Source organism: Curtobacterium sp. VKM Ac-2865 (assembly GCF_015350905.1).
In the GTDB taxonomy this organism is placed as follows: Bacteria; Actinomycetota; Actinomycetes; order Actinomycetales; family Microbacteriaceae; genus Curtobacterium.
On sequence record NZ_JADKRZ010000002.1, the window covers coordinates 693,018 to 711,441 of the forward strand.

The following is an 18,424-nucleotide window of genomic DNA, read 5'->3' on the forward strand; positions in this document are numbered from 1 at the left end:
CGGGTCCCGAGTCCCCCTCGGGGCCCGTTGCCGTGTAAGCAGAACCCGTGCCCCCGCTGACCGGACTCCGCCGCATGGCACCCCGCGACCCCGCCGAGGACCACCGCGCCGCGAGCCCGCTCGAGCTGCTGTTCGACCTGGTGTTCGTCGTCGCGGTGGGCTTCGCCGCGACGAACCTGCACGAGATCGAGGCCGAGGGGCACGTCACGGCGGCCGTCCTGTCCTACGCGCTGGTCTTCTTCTCGATCTGGTGGGCGTGGATCAACTTCACCTGGTTCGCCACCTCGTTCGACACCGACGACTGGCTGTACCGCGTCACGACCTTCGTGCAGATGGCCGGCGTGCTCGTGCTCGCCGCCGGGGTCGGTCCCGCGATGCAGGACGGCGACTTCACCGTCGTCGTCATCGGGTACGTGGTGATGCGCCTGGCCCTCGTCGCCCAGTGGATCCGTGCCGCCGTGTCCAGCCCGGCGTACCGGTCCAACGCGGTGCGGTACGCCGTGGGCATCGTCGTCGTGCAGGCGCTGTGGGTCGCCATGCTGTTCCTGCCGGCTGGCTCCATGCCGTTCGTCGCCCCGGTGCTCGTGCTGCTCGAGATGGCCGTCCCGGTGTGGGCGGAGTCCGCCACGGCGACCACCCCCTGGCACCGACACCACATCGCCGAGCGCTACTCGCTGTTCACGCTGATCGTCCTCGGCGAGGGGCTCGTCGCCTCCGCGAGCGCGGTCATCGACGGCCTGCACGACGCCGAGCACCTGGCGCCGCTGCTGGTCCTGGCGGCCGGCGGGCTCGTCATCGTCGCCGGGCTGTGGTGGATCTACTTCTCCCGCGAGCAGCACGAGCACATCCGCGGCCTGCCGAGCGCGCTCCTGTTCGGCTACGGGCACTACGTCGTGTTCGCCGCCGCAGCCGCCCTGCCCGCCGGGATCGAGGTCGCGGTCAGTGCCGACGCCGGCCACGCGGACCTGTCGCACGCCTCGGTCGCCGCCACCGTCGCGGTCCCCGTGGCGGTCTTCGTCGTTGCCGTCTGGGCGCTGGCCCTCCGGCCGTCGCTCACGCTCCGCGCGAACGTCACCGTCGTCGTCCTCACCCTCGCGATCGTCGCGAGCATCGCCGTGCCGGCAGTGTCGCTCGTCGCGACCGCACTGCTGGTGGCCGCGATCGTGGTGGTGCTGGGAGTCGCCACCGTCCCCCTCCCAGGAAGCAGGAACCCATGACCACGAGCCCTCACGGCACCACGTTCATCCACGTCACCGTCGTCGGCGCCGGTGTCCTCGGCGCGCAGATCGCGTTCCAGGTCGCCGTGCACGGCATCCCGGTGGTCGCGTACGACGTCGACGACCAGGCGGTCGAGGCCGCACGCGCTCGGCTGCAGACCATCCGCACGCAGTACCTCACCGACGTCGGCGACGACCACCGCGACGCGGCCGACGCCGGGCTCGCCCGCATCACCCTCACCAGCGACCTCGCCACGTGCGCGGCCGAGGCGGACCTCGTCATCGAGGCCGTCCCCGAGGTCCTCGCCCTCAAGGAACGCGTCTACGCCGAACTCGCGCGGACCGCCCCGGAGTCGACCGTCTTCGCGACGAACTCCTCGACCCTGCTGCCGAGCCAGCTCGCGGACGCCACCGGTCGACCGGAGCGGTTCCTCGCGCTGCACTTCGCGAACCACATCTGGCGGCAGAACACCGCCGAGGTGATGGGCAGCCCGCGCACCGACCCCGAGGTGTTCGACCGGGTCCTCGCGTTCTCGACCGAGATCGGCATGGTCCCGATCCCCGTCCGCAAGGAGCAGCCCGGGTACGTCCTCAACTCGCTCCTCGTCCCGCTCCTCGGCGCTGCCGCGCAGCTCGTGCTCCGCGGGGTCGCCGAGCCGGAGACGGTCGACGCGACCTGGCGCATCGGGACCGGGGCCCCGATGGGTCCGTTCCAGATCATCGACGTGGTCGGGCTCCGGACGGTGCACGCGATCTCGTCGGCCAGCGACGACGAGGGCGCTCGGCTCTGGGCCGCGTACCTGCAGACGAACTACCTGGACCAGGGGAAGTACGGCGTGGAGTCCGGGGAGGGCTTCTACCGGTACTCCTGACCCAGCCAGGTGACGGACGGGAGGCCCGTGGCGGCGTCGCCACGGGCCTCCCGTCCGTCCTGGGGTCGCGTCAGCCGACGCGAGCGATGCGGACGTCGACGCGGGAGAGCACGAGACGGTGTCGTGCCGCCTCCTCGAGGGCGGCGTCGTGTACGGCGCGGGCCACCCCCGGTGCCGGCGCGAAGCCGTCGGTGCCGATCACGATGTGGAGCACCGCGCCGTCGAGGACCAGGCGACTGACCGTGGGGGTCACGCCCACCCGGATCGCGGAGACGGCGCTCTGCACCGTCGGGCGGGCGCGGAAGACGTCGGCGACGCCGGGGACCTCGAGGACGACGGCCTCGATCGCAGTGAGCGCCGTGGCCGACCACGTGGGCGGCTCGGTCGGGGTGGTGGGAACCTGCGTGTCGGTCTCACGGGTGTCGTCGGTGTCGCTCATGCGTCGGCCTCCCCTGCGGTGGTGTCGGTGGTGTCGGTCGTCGGGGTGCGCCCGGTGGCTGCCGCGGTCACGGCGGCCGGCTCCACCAGCAGGTCGCGGACCACGACGTCGACGGCCTCGACGACGAGGTCGGTCTGCTCGGCCAGCGCGGCGGTCACCCCGGTGCGGACCAGCTCCGCGGTCGCGTGGATGGACGGACCGGCGATGATCGCGACCTCGACCGTGACGCGCACGGGAGCCGCGAACACCGTGACGTCGCCGTCGATGGCACAGCGGGCGACGACGATGCCGGGGACGGCGTCACCGGCGCGACGGACCAGGGAGCGGATCGCGCCCTCGGTCATCACGGGGCGCTCGGTCTCGGACACCGCCCGCAGGGGGACGTCGCGGCCGGCGCGGGCCTCCAGCGAGATGTTCGCCAGGACGCCGCCGATCCAGGACTCGTCGGCAGGGGCCTCGTGCTGCGCCGCCGCCTCGAGTGCGCTGAGCGAGGCGTTCCGCAGCCGGATGATCGCGGCGAGGGCGTTCTGGCACGCGGGTGAGTCGTCGATGGTCGGGTCCGCCGGCTGCATGCCGGCGTCGAGGTAGTCGGCGAGCTCGTCGATCGAGTGCCCGTCGAGGTCCTCGGGCTCGAGGGCTGCGAGGACGTTCGGGTCCGTCTCGCGGGGGTCGGGTCCGGCGGTCATCGCCATCCCTCCATCAGGCTGATCATGTTCTTCCGGGCTCGGGACAGCAGCCCCCGGACGGTCGAGAGCGGGACGTCGAGCTCCTCGGCGATCTCCTCGTACCGGTAGCCCAGGAGTTCCTTCATCACCCAGCACCGTCGCTGCGCCTCGGGCAGGGAGGCCAGCGCGACCTCGGCCGCGTGCTCCCGGTCCCGGGCCTCGGCGACCCGCTCGGGGGCGCCGTCGGTGGGGGCGGCGACCTCGAGCTCCGTGACGTCGTCGTGGTCACGACGCGCACGGAGGCGGTCGAGGCACTTCCGCGAGAGGATCCGCATCATCCACGCCCTGACGTGTGCGCGGTCCTCGAGGGCGTCGAGCTTGTCCCAGGCCGTGATGAAGGTCTCCTGCACGACGTCGTCGAGCTCGTCGGTGGAGCCGAGCGTGCGGCGGGCGTAGGCCCGGAGCAGCGGCGCGTGCCGCCGGATCAGGACCTCGAACGCCCGGACGTCCCCGTCGGCCGAACGACCGGCGAGGACGCCGTCGTCCAGGTCGACGAGGGCCGTCCCGGGGTGTTGGTGCTGCACGCTTACCTTCTACTGGTTGCTGGTGGGGGAACGCCGAGCGTGGTGTCAGGCGACGCGAGCCGGCTGCTCGTCCGTGTCGGCGTCGTCCTCGCCCGGGATGAAGACGTCCTGCACCGTGACGTTGACCTCGGTGACGTCGAGCCCGACGAGCTGCTCGATCGCACGGGTGACCGACGAGCGGACGGCCTCGGCGAGGTCCTGCAGCGCGACGGGGTACTCGGCGACGATGACGACGTCGGCGGCGACCTGGTGCTCGCCGACCTCGACCTTGACGCCCTGGCCGTGGTCGCGCTGGCCGATGGCGTCGCGGATGGCACCGATGGCACGCGCTGCGCCGCCGCCGAGGCCGTGGACGCCCGGGACCTCGCGCACGGCGATGCCGGCGACCTTGGAGACGACGGCGTCGTCGATGACGGTCTTGCCGGTGGCGGTGGTCGTGGGGGCGCTGCTCGTGGCGCGGGTGATGTCGGTCATGGTCGTGCTCCTTCTGTCGCTGGTCGTGGTGTTCGTCGTTCACGTATGGGACGGCGTGCTCGGATGGATCGTCACGGGGTCCAGGCAACTGCCAGCTTCCGCCCGGGACCCGAGATGCGGCAGGCTGGAGCCATGTCGACCGTGATCGCCGTCTGCCGCGTGGACCGTCTGCTGCCCGACTCCGGCGTCATCGGGGTCACGGCCATCGACAAACGTCCGGTCGACGGGCCCGTCCGTGTCCGCCCGCTCGGGCTCCACGCCGACGTGCAGGCCGACCGGAAGCACCACGGCGGCGAGGACCAGGCCGTGTACGCCTACGCCGACGAGGACGCCGAGCACTTCGCCGCGATGCTCGACCGCCCCGTGCCCGCGGGGCTGTTCGGCGAGAACCTCCGCACGTCCGGGGTCGACGTCACCGGAGCGGTCATCGGGGAACGCTGGCGCGTCGGCGAGACCCTGCTGCTCGAGGTCACGATCCCGCGCATCCCCTGTGGCACGTTCGCCCGCCGGATGGGCGTCGCGAAGTGGGTGAAGCGGTTCGCCGAGGAGGGCCGCCCCGGCGCGTACCTCCGCGTGCTGAAGTCGGGACCGGTCGCTGCGGGCGACTCGGTCACGGTCGTCGAGCGGCCGGCGCACGGCGTCACCATCGGCGACATGTTCGCGGGGCTCACGCCAGAGCAGGCGCAGGCCGTGCTCGACGTCGACCGGCCGGTCGCACCGAAGGTCGAGCGCGAGGCCCGCAAGGCGCTGGCGCCGGGGCGCGTCCGCGCCGCCGTCTAGGACCGCGGGTCGGACGGGCTGGCGGCGCGTCCGCGCACGCGGACATCGCGCCCGCCCGCGGACACCGCGCCCCGGCACGACGGGGCGCGCAGCGCGCACCGGGGCGCGAACCGGCGCCGCACCACCGGTACCGGCTCGAACCACGTACCGAAGCGGCGCGAGCCGACTTCTGTTGTGCAGATCCGGACCGACCCGCCTGGAGGCCCGGCACGGGCCCGGCGGACCGGCACCGGTCCTCCAGGCCGGCGGAGAGTCGCGCCCGCCCGCGGACATCGCGCCCCGTCACGGCAGGGCGCGAAGCGCGCACCGGGGCGCGAACCGGCGCCACACCACCGGGAAGCCCGGCACGCGCACTGCGGACCGGCACCGGCCCCCAGGCCGGCGCGGAGTCGCGCCCACCCGCGGACATCGCGCCCCGTCACGACAGGGCGCGAAGCGCGCACCGGGGCGAGAACCGGCACCGCACCACCGGTGCCGGATCGAACCACGCGCAGAGGCGGCGCGAACCGACTTCCGCGGTGCAGATCCGGACCGAACCGCCTGGAGGCCCGGCACGGGCCCGGCGGACCGGCACCGACCCTCCAGGCCGGCGCGGAGTCGCGCCCACCCGTCGCGGTCAGGACCGCGTCGCGCCCGCCCGCGGACTTCGCGCCCCGTCACGACTGGGCGCGATGCCCGCACCGGGGCGCGAACCGGCACCCCCGGCACCAGACCTTCCGCGACGCCTACGTCACGGAGTCGACGGTCCGGCTGCCCGTTCGGTCGGCTGCGTGCCGTCGCCGCGCGTCGGGTCGAGCGGCCGTCGAGCACGCGGGAGCCCCGCCACGACGAGGTCCCAGGCGTTCGCGACGAGGTCCTCCACCAGGACCTCGTCGATGCCCGGCCCCGGGGACAGCGTGATCCAGTGGCGCTTGTCCATGTGCCACCCCGGCGTGACCTCGGCGAGGTCGCGGACCAGCGCGGCGCCGTGCGGTGGTGCGCACTTGAGGTTCACGATCGGGACGCCCCGCAGCTCGGTCGTCATGACGAACATCTTCCCGACGACCTTGACGACGATCGCGCCCTCGCCGAAGGGCTGGGTCTCCTCGGTCGCGGGCAGCGCCAGTGCCGTCCGCAGCGCGACCTCGTGCAGGGCTTCCCCGTCCATCCCGCCAGCATGCCGCAGACACACGACATCCCTTCCCCATTTCCTGAGGAATCCCTATGATCAGCATGCCGCGTACCCGACGTGGCATCGACCTCCCGGGGGAATCCGTGCGCACCAACCGTGTCATCCGCACCATCGGCCTGTCCGCCGCCGCAGCCGTCCTGGCGACCACCGTGTCGCTCGGCGGAGCAGCGACGGCCCAGGCAGCACCGACCGTCTACAAGGACTGCACCGCGATCAACAAGGTCTACTCCGGTGGCATCGCGAAGAAGTCGGTGACCAGGAACGCGGTCAAGTCCGGCGGCAAGGTCACCTACCGGGCGCTCAAGGGCACCGTGAAGAAGGACGACGCGCTCTACAACGCGAACAAGAAGTCCGACCGCGACAACGACGGCATCGCCTGCGAGAAGAGCTGACACCGGTGCCGGGGTCGAGCCCCGGCATCGTCCTGGTCAGAGTGCCGGCACGCCCTCGCCGCCCGAGCGCGGCCGGGCAGTGCCGGCGACCCCGGTGACGACCGACCCAGCGGGGACGTCCTTCGTGACGACCGTGCCCGCCCCGACGACCGAGTCGTCCCCGACCGTGATCGCACCGATCAGGGACGACCCGGCGCCGAGCACCACCCGGTCCCCCACGGTCGGGTGCCGCTTCGCGCCCGGGCCGTGGGCACCGCCGCGGCCGCCGAGCGTGACGCCGTGGAACATCAGCACGTCGTGTCCGACGACGGCGGTCTCGCCGATGACGACGCCCATGCCGTGGTCGATGAAGAACCGCTCGCCGATGCGTGCCCCGGGGTGGATCTCGATGCCGGTGAGCACGCGGGCCGTCTGCGCGATGATGCGCGCGGCGAAGCGGGAGCCGGGCAGCCCCTGCGCCAGCCACAGCCGGTGCGACAATCGGTACGCCCAGATCGCGTGCAGCCCGGAGTAGACCACGGCGTTCTCGAGGTCACCGCGCGCTGCCGGGTCACCTCGGCGTGCTGCGGCGAGGTCCTCCCGGACAGCACGCAGTACGCCTCGTCGAGCTCGGGTCACGCAGTGAGCCCCTCGAACAGCACGGTCGACAGGTAGCGCTCACCGGTGTCGCAGACGATCGCGACGATGCGCTTGCCGGCGTTCTCTGGCCGCGCCGCGATCACCAGGGCTGCGTGGATGATCGCGCCCGAGGAGATGCCGGCGAGGATGCCCTCGTCGGTGGCCAGGGCGCGGGCCACGCGCAGGGCGTCGTCGAGCTCGACGTCGAACACCTCGTCGATCACGGAGCGGTCGAGCACCTCGGGGACGAAGTTCGCCCCGATGCCCGCGATCTTGTGCGGGCCGGCCTTGCCCTGCGTCAGGAGCGGCGAGTCCGCGGGCTCCACGGCGACGATCTGCACGCCGGGCACACGTTCCTTGAGCACCTGACCGACACCGGTGATGGTGCCGCCGGTCCCGACGCCCGCGATGAACACGTCCACGTGCTCCTCGGTGTCGCGGAGGATCTCCTCCGCCGTGGTCCGACGGTGGATGGCGGCGTTCGCGGCGGTCTCGAACTGGTGCGCCAGGATCGCGCCGGGTGTCTCGTCGACGATGGCAGCAGCCCTGGCGACGGCGCCCTGCATGCCCTCGGAGCCCGGGGTCAGGACGATCTCGGCGCCGTACGCGCGCATCACGGCCCGGCGCTCGACGCTCATGGTCTCGGGCATCGTCACGATCACGTTGTACCCGCGTGCAGCGCCGACCAGTGCGAGCGCGATGCCGGTGTTGCCCGACGAGCCCTCGACGATCGTGCCGCCCGGCTCCAGGTCACCGGACTCCTCGGCCGCGTCGATGATCGCGACGCCGAGGCGGTCCTTCACGCTGGCACCCGGGTTGTAGAACTCGAGCTTCGCGAGGATCTCGGCGCCGCCCTCGGCCGGCAGCCGGTTCAGCCGCACGAGCGGGGTGTTCCCGAAGGCCTGCGAGATGTTGTCGTAGATGGTGCCGGTCATCGGTTCCGTCCTCACGTCGGTCGCGTCCGCGACCCATCCTGGAGGCGCGGTGTGCGCCTGTGATCCTAGCCACCGGACCCGACGTGGCCATGTTCCTCGAGTGCTCGGCGGAGATCGGTTCAGCGCACGAGCGCCGTGCGGGCGAAGCGGTCGTCGGTGGCCTCGAGCACGCGGAGCACGTTGCCGCTCGCCAGCGCCTCGAGGTCCGCCGCGCCCCACCCTCGGCGCTCGAGCTCGGCGGCGAGCACCGGGTACCGCGACACGTCGCGCAGGTCCGGCGGCAGCACCGGGGTGCCGTCGTAGTCCCCGCCGAGGCCGATGTGCGCTGCGCCGGCGACCTCGCGCGCGTGCTCGACGTGGTCGGCGACGTCCGACACCGTGACGAGCGGCCCCTCCCCTTCGGAGCCCGCTTCCTCCCAGTCGGCCCAGGCGCGCGAGACGAACTTCGGCACGAACGTCAGCATCACGACGCCGCCGTTGTCAGCCAGGCGACCGAGCACGTCGTCGGGGACGTTCCGCGGGTGGTCGTCGATCGCGACCGTGGACGAGTGGCTGAACACGACCGGGCGGGTGGCGACGTCGAGGGTGTCGCGCATCGTGGCCGGGGCGGTGTGGGACAGGTCGACGAGCATGCCGATGCGCTCCATCTCCACGACGACCTCGCGACCGCGGTCCGTCAGCCCGCCGTGCGCCCGGGCTCCCGTGGCCGAGTCGGCCCATGGTGTGTCGTCGTTGTGCGTCAGAGTCATGTACCGGACGCCGAGCCGCGCGAGGGTGCGGAGCACCGCCAGGTCGTCGCCGATCGAGTGCCCGCCCTCGGCGCCGAGCAGCGAGGCGATCCGCCCAGAGTCGATCGCGGCCCTGACCTCGCCGTCGGTCCTGGCGAGGGCGAGGTCGTCCGGGTACCGATCGACCATCCGGTGCACGAGGTCGACCTGCTGCAGGGTCGTCCGCACGGGGTCGGGGTCGTCCGCGGGTACGAACACCGACCAGAACTGCCCGACGACACCGCCGGCCCGCAGCTTCGGCAGGTCGGTGTGCAGGGAGTCCTGCTCGGTGTCGATGCCGTCGAGCCCGGAGCCGTGCGACTCGCGGCGCTCCCAGGGCAGGTCGTTGTGGCCGTCGATCACCGGGAAGGGAGAGGTCATGCCCCGACGGTACAACCCGTCAGAACGACCCAGTGACCGCCATCAGCCCGAGGCTCGACAGCGTCACGACGACCCACAGCACCAGCCCGAGCACGAGCGGCCGGAACCCGGCGCGACGGAAGCCGGCGATGTCGGTGGACAGCCCGATCGCGCTGAGCGCCACCGTGATGAGGAACGCGGCGACCGTGGCGATCGCCGGGTGCACCGGCCCCGGGATGACGCCGGTGGAGTTGACCGCCGCGGTGATGACGAAGCCGATGAGGAACCACGGGACCAGGCGGAACACCCGGCGGGGCGTCCATCGGACGGCGGACGTCGGCTCGGCACCGGCGTCCGACGCGGCCACCGCGGCGGCGGCCTGCTCCCGACGACCGACCAGCCACGCGAGCCCGAGCACGATCGGGATGATCATGAGCGTCCGGACGAGCTTCACGACGACGGCGAAGTTCGCCGCCTGCGTGCCGTACGTGCTGGCGGCGGCCACCACCGACGACGTGTCGTTCACCGCGGTGCCGGCGAACAGCCCGAACGCGTGCTGGCTCATCCCGAGGGCGTGCCCGACGACCGGGAAGACGATCACCGCAGCGACGTTGAACAGGAAGATCGTGGAGACGGCGTAGGCGACCTCGACCGAGAGCGCCCCGATGACCGGCGTGACCGCGGCGATCGCCGACGCCCCGCAGATCCCCGTGCCGACCCCGATGAGCGTCCGCAGGTTGCCGACCACACCGAGCGCCCGTCCGACCAGCCACGCGGCCACCAGGCAGATGACGAGCGTGCCGAGCATCACGGGCAGCGACTCGACGCCGACGCGCGCGACCTCGAGGAGCGACAGCTGCGCACCGAGCAGCACAACGGCGAGCTGGAGCACGAACTTGCTCGCGGTCGTGATGCCGGGCTTCAGCACGTCGGACGGCCGCCGGACGAGCCCGATCACCGCGCCGAGCACCACCCCGCTCACCGGTGCGCCGACGACGGGCAGGAAGCGACCGATGACGGTGGCGACCACGGCGATCCCGGTGGCGAGTGCGAGACCGGGGGCGAGCCTCCTGGCGGTCGTGATGGCGGACACTGCACCATCCTGCCGCCTGCTCGGCCAGGATCGGACCATGGCTGTGACCTTCCGCATCGAGACCGAGCTCGCTGCGCCGCCGGAGCGGGCCTTCGCGTTGTCGCTCGACATCGGCGCCCACGAGCGGTCGATGGCCGCCACCGGCGAGCGTGCGGTCGCGGGCACGACCACCGGCACGATCGGGCTCGGCGAGTCCGTCACGTGGCGGGCCCGGCACCTCGGTGTCGTCTGGCGGATGACCAGCCAGATCACGACCCTGGAGGCTCCCCACCGGTTCGTCGACGAACAGGTGCGTGGTCCGTTCGCCCGGTTCCGGCACGAGCACCGGTTCGAGCCGTCGGCTCGCGGGACGCGGATGGTCGACACCATCGAGTTCCGCGCGCCGCTCGGGCCGCTCGGGAGGATCGCCGAGGTCCTGGTGCTCCGGCGCCACCTGGTGCGGCTGATCGAGGAGCGGAACCGCTCGCTGGCCGCCGAGCTCGCCGCGACGCGCGGGTCCGATCGCGCGTAGGAAGCGAGAACGCGCGTGGGGGGTCAGAAGTTCTGACCTCCCACGCGCGTTCCGACCCGCTGAGCACGATCGGACCCGCACGATCGGACCCGCGCGATCGGACCCGCGCGATCCGACCCGCGCGATCCGAGTCAGGCCACGTACTTGTACATCGTCACGTAGTCGATGTAGAGGTGCCCGGCCGCGCCCCAGTTGCCCACCTGGAACATGTAGCGGTGCGGCGTCTTCGGCACGTCCCGCTTCACGACGCTGATGACCTTGTTGTCGAGCAGGTACGTCACCCGGTCACCGGGGATCCACTCGATCGAGTAGGTGTGCCAGTCGCGCCACGACACCTTGGTGGACAGGCTCGTCGAGCTGCCTTCCGAACCCTTCTTGGTCGAGTGCTGGTGGAGCATCGGCGAGGACTCGAAGTTCGCCTCGGGGTAGTCGATCTCGCCCTCCGACCACACGTTCGACGTCGGCCAGAGTATGAACGCGGCACCGTTCCCGGTGCCACCCGTGGCCCGCGCCCGGACGGTGAACTTGCCGCCGACGTTGCCCCAGGCGCCGCTCGGCGTGCCGAAGGTCCCTGCTGCGCCCCGCTTGCCGTCGAGCTTGACATCCATCACGCCGCCCGCCGTGCTGACCTGCGACCCGGACCAGTACATGTTGCCCGTGGCGTCCGGGTACGGCTGCCACGAGTTCGCGTACGTCTTCGCCATCGTGCCGTTCGCCGCCGCGGCGGTGGCGAAGTCCTGCGTGAAGACCTGGCGGAACTTCCCGATGTTGCCGACGGGTGCGTTGACCGGTGCCGTCGACGTCGCCGCCTGTGCCTGGACCGGCATCGCGACGAGCGTCGCGGAGATGAGTGCTGCGACGAGCACAGCGCGCTTGGTGGTGCGTTTCTGCATGCGTTGTCACTCCCTGATGTGACCAGGACATCCCTGTCCCGAGGGGTGTCCGAGCGACCGCCTCTCAGCCGCTCGCCGTGGATGTTACGTGGCACGATCGGCCGGCGGAACGGGGTTGACAGGGCCTCCGTGCCCCCAGTAGAGGGTGCTTGTACCACCGCGGATCCCATGGCATGCACAGGTCATCCGGAACACGCTGCTCCCCCGGCGCCGCCGGTCAGTCCTGGGTCGGCACCTGTCCCGCGCGGAGCATCGCCTGCTGCAGGAGTTCGACGTCGATCCCGACGTGCTTCCGCGCGATCACCCCGGCGTCTGCGGCACGTCCGTCGCACACGGCGTCGACGAGGGCCTCGTGCTCGTGCATGGCCCGCTCCTCCATCGCGCTCATCCCGTCCGCGGTGCCCCACAGGTGGGCAGGAGCGGCGATCGAGATCTGGGCCTCGAGGCCGGCGAGCGCCGCGCGCAGCGCCTCGTTGCGGGCCGCCTCGATGATCGCGCGGTGCAGCACGGCGTCCGCCTGCTGCTTCCCGGCGCCGGACGCCGCGACGCGGAAGGTCTCGAGGCACCGCCGGATCGCTGTGGCCTCGGTCGGCGTGACCCGCTCGGCAGCGGCGGTCGCGAGGGCCCCGTGCAGCAGGGCGATGGCGTCGGCGCTGTCCTGAATGCCGGCCCAGCGGGCGAGCAGGACGCGGCCGACCGCCTCGGACGAGGAGTCCGGCCACTGCGTCCGGACGAAGGTCCCACCGCCACGACCGCGTCGGGTCTCGAGCAGTCCGCGGTCGACCAGCCGGGCGATGGCACCGCGCACGGTGACCCGGGCGACGCCGAGCAGCGTGGCCAGTTCCCGTTCCGGCGGCAGCCCCGTGCCGGGCAGGTACTCCCCCACGGCGACGGCGGTGACGAGCCGGTCCTCGACCTCGTCGACACGGGTCTCCGGCGCGCGAACCGTCACGAGACCCCTTCCCACCGCGTTGCCCTGTTACGACCACGTTAAACGAGGAGAAAAGGTCTTGCCTGGGACCTTTTCGCCGTCCATGCTGACCGTCATGTCCCACGTCAACGAGTCCACGATGCCGTTCCAGGACGGCGAGACCTGGTTCCGGACCACCACTCCGGACGAGCCCGTCCCCGGCGCCCTGCCCCTCGTCGTGCTGCACGGCGGGCCCGGCATGGCGCACGACTACCTCCGGAACCTCGCCGCCCTGGCGGACGAGACCGGGCGCACCGTCGTGCACCACGACCAGTTCGGCTGCGGGCGGAGTTCCCACCGCCCGGACGCCCCTGTCGAGTCCTGGCAGCCCCAGCTGTTCGTCGACGAGTACACCGCGCTCGTCGAGCACCTGGGCCTCGGGGAGCACCACGTGCTCGGGCAGTCGTGGGGCGGGATGCTCGGCGCCGAGATCGCGGTGCGCCAGCCCGAGGGACTCCGGTCGCTCATGATCTGCAACTCCCCCGCCTCGATGCAGCTCTGGGTCGAGGGCGCCGCCGAGCTCCGCGCCCAGCTGCCCGCCGACGTGCAGGAGACCCTGACCCGACACGAGCAGGCCGGCACCACCGACGCCCCGGAGTACGTCGCCGCGACGCAGGTGTTCTACGAGCGCCACGTCTGCCGCTCCGTGCCGATGCCGCAGGACTTCGTCGACTCGGAAGCCCAGATGGAGGCCGAGCCGACCGTCTACCACACCATGAACGGCCCGAACGAGTTCCACGTCATCGGCACCCTGCGCGACTGGACCGTCGTCGACCGGCTCGACCGCGTCACCGTCCCGACGCTCGTCGTCGCCGGTGAGCACGACGAGGCGACCCCTGCCACGTGGGCGCCCTTCGTCGAGCGGATCGCCGACGTCCGCCAGCACGTCTTCGCCGGGGCCAGCCACTGCAGCCACCTGGAACAGCCGGAGGAGTTCCGCCGCGTCGTCGCGGCCTTCATGGCCGCGCACGACGACGCCTGACCCAACGACGCCAGCCCCAACGAAGCCAGCCCCGACGCCGCCTGGCCCGACCACGGCCGGACGGGAGGCTCCCCCGCAGCCCGCCCCGCGCCTCCCGTCCGCCCCGTCCACCGCACCGTCCCCGCACCGTCCCTCAACCCGAAACGGAACCGTCATGTCGCAGCAGCACACCGAGCTCTCCGCGCAGCAGCAGCTCGAGGCCTACGGCTACAAGCAGGAGCTGAAACGCTCCGTCTCCACCACCGACCTGCTCATCTACGGGCTCGTCTTCATGGTGCCGATCGCACCGTGGGCGATCTTCGGCACCGTCTACAACGCCTCGTCGGGCATGGTGCCGCTCGTCTACGTCGTCGGACTCGTGGCGATGATCTTCACCGCCCTCGCGTACGCGCAGATGGCGAAGTCGATCCCGCTCGCCGGCAGCGTGTTCTCCTACGTCGGCCGCGGCATCCACCCGACCGCCGGGTTCTTCGCCGGGTGGGCGATCCTGCTCGACTACCTGCTCGTCCCGACGCTGCTCTACGTGTTCGCGGCGGAGAGCATGGTCGGCATCTTCCCCGGCACCCCGCGGTGGCTCTGGGCGCTCGTCTTCGTGGCGATCAACACCGTGATCAACCTGGCCGGGGTGTCCTCGCTCAAGCTCGCGAACCGCATCTTCCTGCTCATCGAGCTCGTCTTCGTCGTGATCTTCGTCATCATCGCCGTGACCGCGCTCACCGGCGGGACGGTGCCGGACGCGTCGTTCGGCACCGAGCAGATCTGGGACCCGGCGAAGGTGTCGGCACCCCTGATCGCGTCCGCGCTGTCGATCGCGGTGCTGAGCTTCCTCGGCTTCGACGGCATCTCGACCCTGTCCGAGGAGTCGACCGGGCGCCGCGGCGGAGCGGGCACGGCGATGATCCTGGCCCTCGTGATCGTCGCGTTCCTGTTCGTGCTGCAGACCTGGCTCGCGAGTGCCCTCGCCGGCGGCCGGGAGGCCTTCTCGGACAGCGAGGCGGGCAACGCCTTCTTCACGATCGTCGAGCAGGCGTCCTCGAGCGGCTGGGCGACGGCGTTCTTCGCCGTCAACGTGCTCGCCGTCGGCATCGCGAACGCCATGGCCGCGCAGGCCGCCACCAGCCGCCTGCTCTTCTCGATGAGCCGCGACCGGCAGCTGCCCGCGTTCCTGCACACGCTCAACGGCCGCAAGGTCCCGCAGAACGCGATCATCGTCGTGTCGGTGCTCTCCGCGATCCTCGTGCTGTTCTTCGTCGGGCAGATCAACACGATCTCGTCCCTGGTGAACTTCGGCGCCCTGTTCGGCTTCATGCTGCTGCACGTGTCGGTGTTCGTGCACCACGTCGTGAAGGGGAAGTCCCGCAACTGGCTGCTGCACCTCGTCGTGCCGCTCATCGGCTTCCTGATCATCGGGTACGTCCTGCTGAACGCCGCCGTCGAGGCGAAGGTCGGTGGCATCATCTGGCTCGCCGTCGGTGCCCTCGTGTTCCTGTACTACCGCTTCACCGGCCGCTCCACCGAGGTCGGCGCCGAAGGAGAGATCCGATGACCCCCGACCACTTCCTGCCGAACTCGCTCGGGCGCCCCGGGTTCGCCGCCGACCGGCAGCCCGTCCTGACGGTGCGGCCCGGCACCGGGGAGACGATCGGCTTCGAGACGACGGACGCCGTGTACGCCGAGCTCGACGACCACCACGACATGGCGCAGCTGCAGGCTCCGATCAACCCCGTCACCGGGCCGGTCTTCGTCGAGGGCGCCGAGCCGGGCGACACCCTCGCCGTGACCATCCACGCGATCGAGCTGACGACGCACGGCTGGTCGGTGTCGCTGCCGGGCTCGGGCGCGCTGCAGCACGTGATGGGCGACCGCGTCTTCGCCCGCCGCTGCCCGATCGAGGACGGCATGGTGCAGGTGTCCGACCGGCACCGGTTCCCCGTCCGCCCGATGATCGGCTGCATCGGCACGGCGCCCGCCGAGGGCGAGAACTCGACGATCATGCCGGCGTACCCCGAGGGCGGGAACATGGACGTGACCGAGGCCCGCCCCGGCTCCACCGTGTACCTGCCCGTCCGTGTGCCCGGGGCGCTGCTGTCCATCGGGGACATCCACGCGCTCATGGCCGAGGGCGAGTCGTCCTTCGTCGCGATCGAGGCCCAGGGCACCGCCGTCGTGTCCGTCGACCTCGTCAAGGGCGGCCCGACCCTGCGGGCACCACGCATCGAGACGTCCGACGACTGGCTCTTCGTCGGCCTCGGCGACCCCGTGCAGGAGAGCGTCCGCCGCGGCTACGAGGACGCCTTCGCGTTCCTCGTCGACGAGCACGGCTGGGACGCCGACGACGCCTACGCGGTCCTCAGCGCCGTCGGCGACTCCAAGCTCGGCGGGCCGACCGGCTCCGGAGCGCCGGACCCGCTCCACCCGTTCGCCGCGGTCGGTGCAGTGACGCTGCACCGGGTCCCGAAGTCGGTGCTCTGAGCAGGTGACCGCCTGGAGGCCCGGTGCCGGTCCGACGGACCGGTGGCGGGCCTCCAGGCGGTCCGGTCCGCATCGGCGCCACCGGAACGTGCACAGGCGTGTGCAGGAAGATGGGGCCATGGACCAGACCATCCGCTACGTCGCGATCGGCGACAGCTTCTCCGAGGGCATCGGCGACACCGGCCCCGTCCCCCTGCCCGGGTGGACGGGACGCCTCGCGAGCGGCCTCGCCGCGCAGACCGGGGCCGAGGTGCAGTACGCCAACCTCGCGGTACGCGGGCGCCTGCTCGCCGGGGTCCTCGACGGGCAGCTCGACGCGGCGCTGGCCCTCGACCCGGCGCCGACGCTCGTCACCTTCTGCGCCGGCGGCAACGACCTGCTCCGGCCGCGCTTCGACCCCGCCGCGCTGGCCGGGCGACTCGGGCAGGAGATCGAACGCGTCCTGGCGCGTGGCATCCGGTTCGCCCTGCTGAGCCCGGCCGACCCGAGCGCGCGGATGCCGCTCGGCAGCCTGATCAACCACCGCGGTGACGCCTGGGCCGATGCGCTCGACGACCTCGCGGCGCGCCTGGACCTGCCCTTCGTCGACGTCTCCCGTGACGCCCACCTCGGGCGTGCGGAGTTCTGGTCCGACGACCGCCTGCACATGAACGCGACCGGGCACCAGCGGGTCGCGGACCTGGCGTTGCACGCGGTCGCCGACGGCCCCGCACCCGTCGTCCCGACACCGCCAGGTGCCGCACGCACCCGGGTGTCCGAGGAGCTCCGGTACTACCGCCAGCACGTCCTGCCGTGGGTGGGTCGACGCGTCACGCGACGGTCCTCCGGCGACGGCCGGTCGGCGACGTTCCCGACGTGGACGCCGGTGCCGCCGACGGCCTGATCCCGCCTCCGGAACCGGACGTCCGACGTGCACGGGGGACGGCGCTGCTGTGCGTCCTGGCAGGCTCGTGCGGGTTGCCGCAGCGATGACGCATCGCTCCCGTCCAGCCGGACGGGTGTGCCCCGTGCGCTGCTAGAAATCACGAATGACCAGGGGAATCAGGATCGACCACGTGGGCGTCACGGTGCCGTGCATCGACGCAGCCACGATGTTCTTCATGGCGGCGCTCGACGCCGTCGTCCTGTACGACATCAGGCTCCGCGACGAGGCACCGAACGGCACGCCCGAAGCGCATCGGTACCTCGGCATGCCGTCCTCCATGGCGCAGGGGGCGATCCGCATGCTCGCGCTCCCCGAGGGTCCCGGGCTCGAGCTGTTCGAGTACGTGGGCCCGGACCAGCGCAGCCCCGCACACCCGTCCGACCTCGGCTGGCAGCACCTCGCTGTGTACGCGGACGACCTCGACGCGACCCTCGCCAAGGTGGAGGCAGCGGGCGGCCGACGCAACTCCGACCCGCGTGACCTGCGCGGCCCCGAGGCGGGTGCCGGCAACCGGTTCGTGTACACCCGCACGCCGTGGGGCTCGACGCTCGAGATCGTCAGCTATCCGACCCCGCAGCCGTACCTCGCGCACGCGCCCCGGCCGAAGTGGGCGCCGGTGTCGGAGACGGACTCGATCGCCTTCGCGATCTGACCCGGTCGCTGTCGCAGTCGCTGTAGCAGGCGCTGTCGCTGTCGCTGTCGCTGTCGCTATCGCTGTCGCTGTCGCTGGCTCAGGGCGCCGTGATGGTGACCGCGCGGGTCGCCTCGGCGCCGTCACCCATGGACGACGTCACGGCGAGCGTCGCCGGACCGAGCGGCAGGTCCTGTGGCAGGTCGAACCGACCGCTGACCGTGTACCGGTCCCCGGAGGCACGGTCCACGGTCGCCAGCAGGGACGTGTGACCGGTCGCCGTCGGCGTGACGGACACCGCGATGTCCTCGGCCGTCCGGTTGACGCCACCGGTGTCCTCGCAGGTCGCGGTCATCCAGTCGACGCTGAGCTGCACCGATCCCCCGGGGTGCAGGGCCGAGTCGCCGAGCTCGAGCTCCTTGGCCGCGCAGGAGCCGGCGGCGCCCGACTGCGTCATCCCGCAGCCGGAGAGCACCAGGACGAGCGCCGCAGCGGCCACCGCCCCGCGTCTCCCGGTCGTTCGCCCGACCACTGACGATGGCCGGACGGCTGTCGTTCCCCGGTCCACTGTTCCCCACACGCCTGCAGTGAACCACCTGGGATCGCCGCGCTGGGTCACGATCGGGCCACGGCCAGCCGGACGACCGCGTTCCGCTCGCGCCGTGACGGATCC

Annotated in this window: 22 protein-coding genes; 10 read left to right on the plus strand and 12 right to left on the minus strand. The window is 72.0% G+C overall.

Going from position 1 to position 18,424, the window contains the following annotated elements:
* The first annotated feature begins 47 nt into the window (after positions 1 to 47).
* Both ITJ54_RS08520 and ITJ54_RS08525 read left to right on the plus strand, forming a co-directional pair.
* Positions 48 to 1,217, plus strand: coding sequence for a low temperature requirement protein A (locus tag ITJ54_RS08520; RefSeq protein ID WP_323741644.1), 1,170 nt, complete (start codon positions 48 to 50; stop codon positions 1,215 to 1,217).
* Positions 1,214 to 2,089 carry a 3-hydroxyacyl-CoA dehydrogenase gene (locus ITJ54_RS08525; protein WP_194627251.1) on the plus strand — a complete coding sequence of 292 codons (876 nt, stop codon included), beginning with the start codon at positions 1,214 to 1,216 and terminating at the stop codon, positions 2,087 to 2,089. Before ITJ54_RS08520 ends, ITJ54_RS08525 begins: the two co-directional genes overlap by 4 nt.
* 70 nt (positions 2,090 to 2,159) lie before the next feature.
* Here the strand turns inward: ITJ54_RS08525 and ITJ54_RS08530 are convergent, their stop codons facing one another.
* Genes ITJ54_RS08530 through ITJ54_RS08545 form a run of 4 tightly spaced genes read right to left on the minus strand, consistent with a single transcriptional unit; the run spans position 2,160 to position 4,251 of the window.
* Positions 2,160 to 2,528 carry a hypothetical protein gene (locus ITJ54_RS08530; protein WP_194627252.1) on the minus strand — a complete coding sequence of 123 codons (369 nt, stop codon included), beginning with the start codon at positions 2,526 to 2,528 and terminating at the stop codon, positions 2,160 to 2,162.
* Positions 2,525 to 3,214, minus strand: a complete 690-nt coding sequence (locus ITJ54_RS08535; RefSeq protein ID WP_194627253.1) for a hypothetical protein — start codon at positions 3,212 to 3,214, stop codon at positions 2,525 to 2,527. The genes ITJ54_RS08530 and ITJ54_RS08535 overlap by 4 nt, the downstream gene beginning before the upstream one ends.
* Positions 3,211 to 3,777, minus strand: coding sequence for an RNA polymerase sigma factor (locus tag ITJ54_RS08540; protein ID WP_194627254.1), 567 nt, complete (start codon positions 3,775 to 3,777; stop codon positions 3,211 to 3,213). Before ITJ54_RS08540 ends, ITJ54_RS08535 begins: the two co-directional genes overlap by 4 nt.
* 45 nt (positions 3,778 to 3,822) lie before the next feature.
* Positions 3,823 to 4,251 (minus strand): Asp23/Gls24 family envelope stress response protein, encoded by a 429-nt coding sequence (locus tag ITJ54_RS08545; protein ID WP_194627255.1) that lies wholly within the window; start codon positions 4,249 to 4,251, stop codon positions 3,823 to 3,825.
* 132 nt (positions 4,252 to 4,383) lie between these two features.
* Between ITJ54_RS08545 and ITJ54_RS08550 the strand changes: the two genes are divergently transcribed.
* A complete protein-coding gene (locus ITJ54_RS08550; protein WP_194627256.1) occupies positions 4,384 to 5,031 on the plus strand; it encodes an MOSC domain-containing protein in 648 nt (215 codons plus the stop codon).
* A 730-nt stretch (positions 5,032 to 5,761) separates the two neighbouring features.
* Here ITJ54_RS08550 and ITJ54_RS08555 read toward each other — a convergent pair.
* The gene (locus ITJ54_RS08555) at positions 5,762 to 6,178 is read right to left on the minus strand and encodes an MmcQ/YjbR family DNA-binding protein (RefSeq protein ID WP_194627257.1); all 417 of its coding nucleotides are present in this window, start codon (positions 6,176 to 6,178) and stop codon (positions 5,762 to 5,764) included.
* A 56-nt stretch (positions 6,179 to 6,234) separates the two neighbouring features.
* Here ITJ54_RS08555 and ITJ54_RS08560 point away from each other — a divergent pair, with 56 nt between their 5' ends.
* Complete coding sequence (locus ITJ54_RS08560; RefSeq protein WP_228508753.1) at positions 6,235 to 6,594, plus strand: excalibur calcium-binding domain-containing protein; 360 nt, start codon at positions 6,235 to 6,237, stop codon at positions 6,592 to 6,594.
* Between the two features lie 36 nt (positions 6,595 to 6,630).
* Here ITJ54_RS08560 and epsC read toward each other — a convergent pair whose 3' ends face one another.
* From epsC to ITJ54_RS08580, 4 genes are all read right to left on the minus strand, one after another.
* Positions 6,631 to 7,212: a serine O-acetyltransferase EpsC gene (gene epsC, locus ITJ54_RS08565; RefSeq protein ID WP_194627259.1), complete on the minus strand. Its 582-nt coding sequence runs from the start codon at positions 7,210 to 7,212 to the stop codon at positions 6,631 to 6,633.
* Positions 7,209 to 8,147 (minus strand): cysteine synthase A, encoded by a 939-nt coding sequence (gene cysK, locus ITJ54_RS08570; protein WP_194627261.1) that lies wholly within the window; start codon positions 8,145 to 8,147, stop codon positions 7,209 to 7,211. Before cysK ends, epsC begins: the two co-directional genes overlap by 4 nt.
* Positions 8,148 to 8,266: 119 nt before the next feature.
* Positions 8,267 to 9,295 (minus strand): dipeptidase, encoded by a 1,029-nt coding sequence (locus tag ITJ54_RS08575; protein WP_194627263.1) that lies wholly within the window; start codon positions 9,293 to 9,295, stop codon positions 8,267 to 8,269.
* Between the two features lie 19 nt (positions 9,296 to 9,314).
* Positions 9,315 to 10,367, minus strand: a complete 1,053-nt coding sequence (locus ITJ54_RS08580; protein ID WP_323741645.1) for a YeiH family protein — start codon at positions 10,365 to 10,367, stop codon at positions 9,315 to 9,317.
* Between the two features lie 37 nt (positions 10,368 to 10,404).
* On the opposite strand from ITJ54_RS08580, the gene ITJ54_RS08585 reads away from it, so the two are divergent.
* Complete coding sequence (locus tag ITJ54_RS08585; RefSeq protein WP_194627267.1) at positions 10,405 to 10,878, plus strand: SRPBCC family protein; 474 nt, start codon at positions 10,405 to 10,407, stop codon at positions 10,876 to 10,878.
* 131 nt (positions 10,879 to 11,009) lie between these two features.
* Here the strand turns inward: ITJ54_RS08585 and ITJ54_RS08590 are convergent, their stop codons facing one another.
* Positions 11,010 to 11,771, minus strand: coding sequence for a glycoside hydrolase family 16 protein (locus ITJ54_RS08590; RefSeq protein WP_194627269.1), 762 nt, complete (start codon positions 11,769 to 11,771; stop codon positions 11,010 to 11,012).
* 217 nt (positions 11,772 to 11,988) lie between these two features.
* Positions 11,989 to 12,723, minus strand: a complete 735-nt coding sequence (locus ITJ54_RS18285) for a FadR/GntR family transcriptional regulator (protein WP_194627271.1) — start codon at positions 12,721 to 12,723, stop codon at positions 11,989 to 11,991.
* Between the two features lie 94 nt (positions 12,724 to 12,817).
* On the opposite strand from ITJ54_RS18285, the gene ITJ54_RS08600 reads away from it, so the two are divergent.
* The 5 genes from ITJ54_RS08600 to ITJ54_RS08620 all read left to right on the plus strand — a co-directional run bounded on the left by ITJ54_RS08600 (position 12,818) and on the right by ITJ54_RS08620 (position 17,772).
* Positions 12,818 to 13,723: a proline iminopeptidase-family hydrolase gene (locus ITJ54_RS08600; protein ID WP_228508755.1), complete on the plus strand. Its 906-nt coding sequence runs from the start codon at positions 12,818 to 12,820 to the stop codon at positions 13,721 to 13,723.
* Between the two features lie 154 nt (positions 13,724 to 13,877).
* Positions 13,878 to 15,269: an APC family permease gene (locus tag ITJ54_RS08605; RefSeq protein WP_194627275.1), complete on the plus strand. Its 1,392-nt coding sequence runs from the start codon at positions 13,878 to 13,880 to the stop codon at positions 15,267 to 15,269.
* Positions 15,266 to 16,195: an acetamidase/formamidase family protein gene (locus ITJ54_RS08610; RefSeq protein ID WP_194627278.1), complete on the plus strand. Its 930-nt coding sequence runs from the start codon at positions 15,266 to 15,268 to the stop codon at positions 16,193 to 16,195. Before ITJ54_RS08605 ends, ITJ54_RS08610 begins: the two co-directional genes overlap by 4 nt.
* A 118-nt stretch (positions 16,196 to 16,313) precedes the next feature.
* Positions 16,314 to 17,078 carry an SGNH/GDSL hydrolase family protein gene (locus ITJ54_RS08615; RefSeq protein ID WP_228508757.1) on the plus strand — a complete coding sequence of 255 codons (765 nt, stop codon included), beginning with the start codon at positions 16,314 to 16,316 and terminating at the stop codon, positions 17,076 to 17,078.
* 145 nt (positions 17,079 to 17,223) lie between these two features.
* Entirely contained in the window at positions 17,224 to 17,772 is a 549-nt protein-coding gene (locus ITJ54_RS08620; protein ID WP_194627280.1) for a VOC family protein, read from the plus strand.
* A 79-nt stretch (positions 17,773 to 17,851) separates the two neighbouring features.
* On the opposite strand, the gene ITJ54_RS08625 is transcribed toward ITJ54_RS08620, so the two are convergent.
* Positions 17,852 to 18,250, minus strand: coding sequence for a hypothetical protein (locus ITJ54_RS08625; RefSeq protein WP_194627281.1), 399 nt, complete (start codon positions 18,248 to 18,250; stop codon positions 17,852 to 17,854).
* Positions 18,251 to 18,424: the final 174 nt, after the last annotated feature.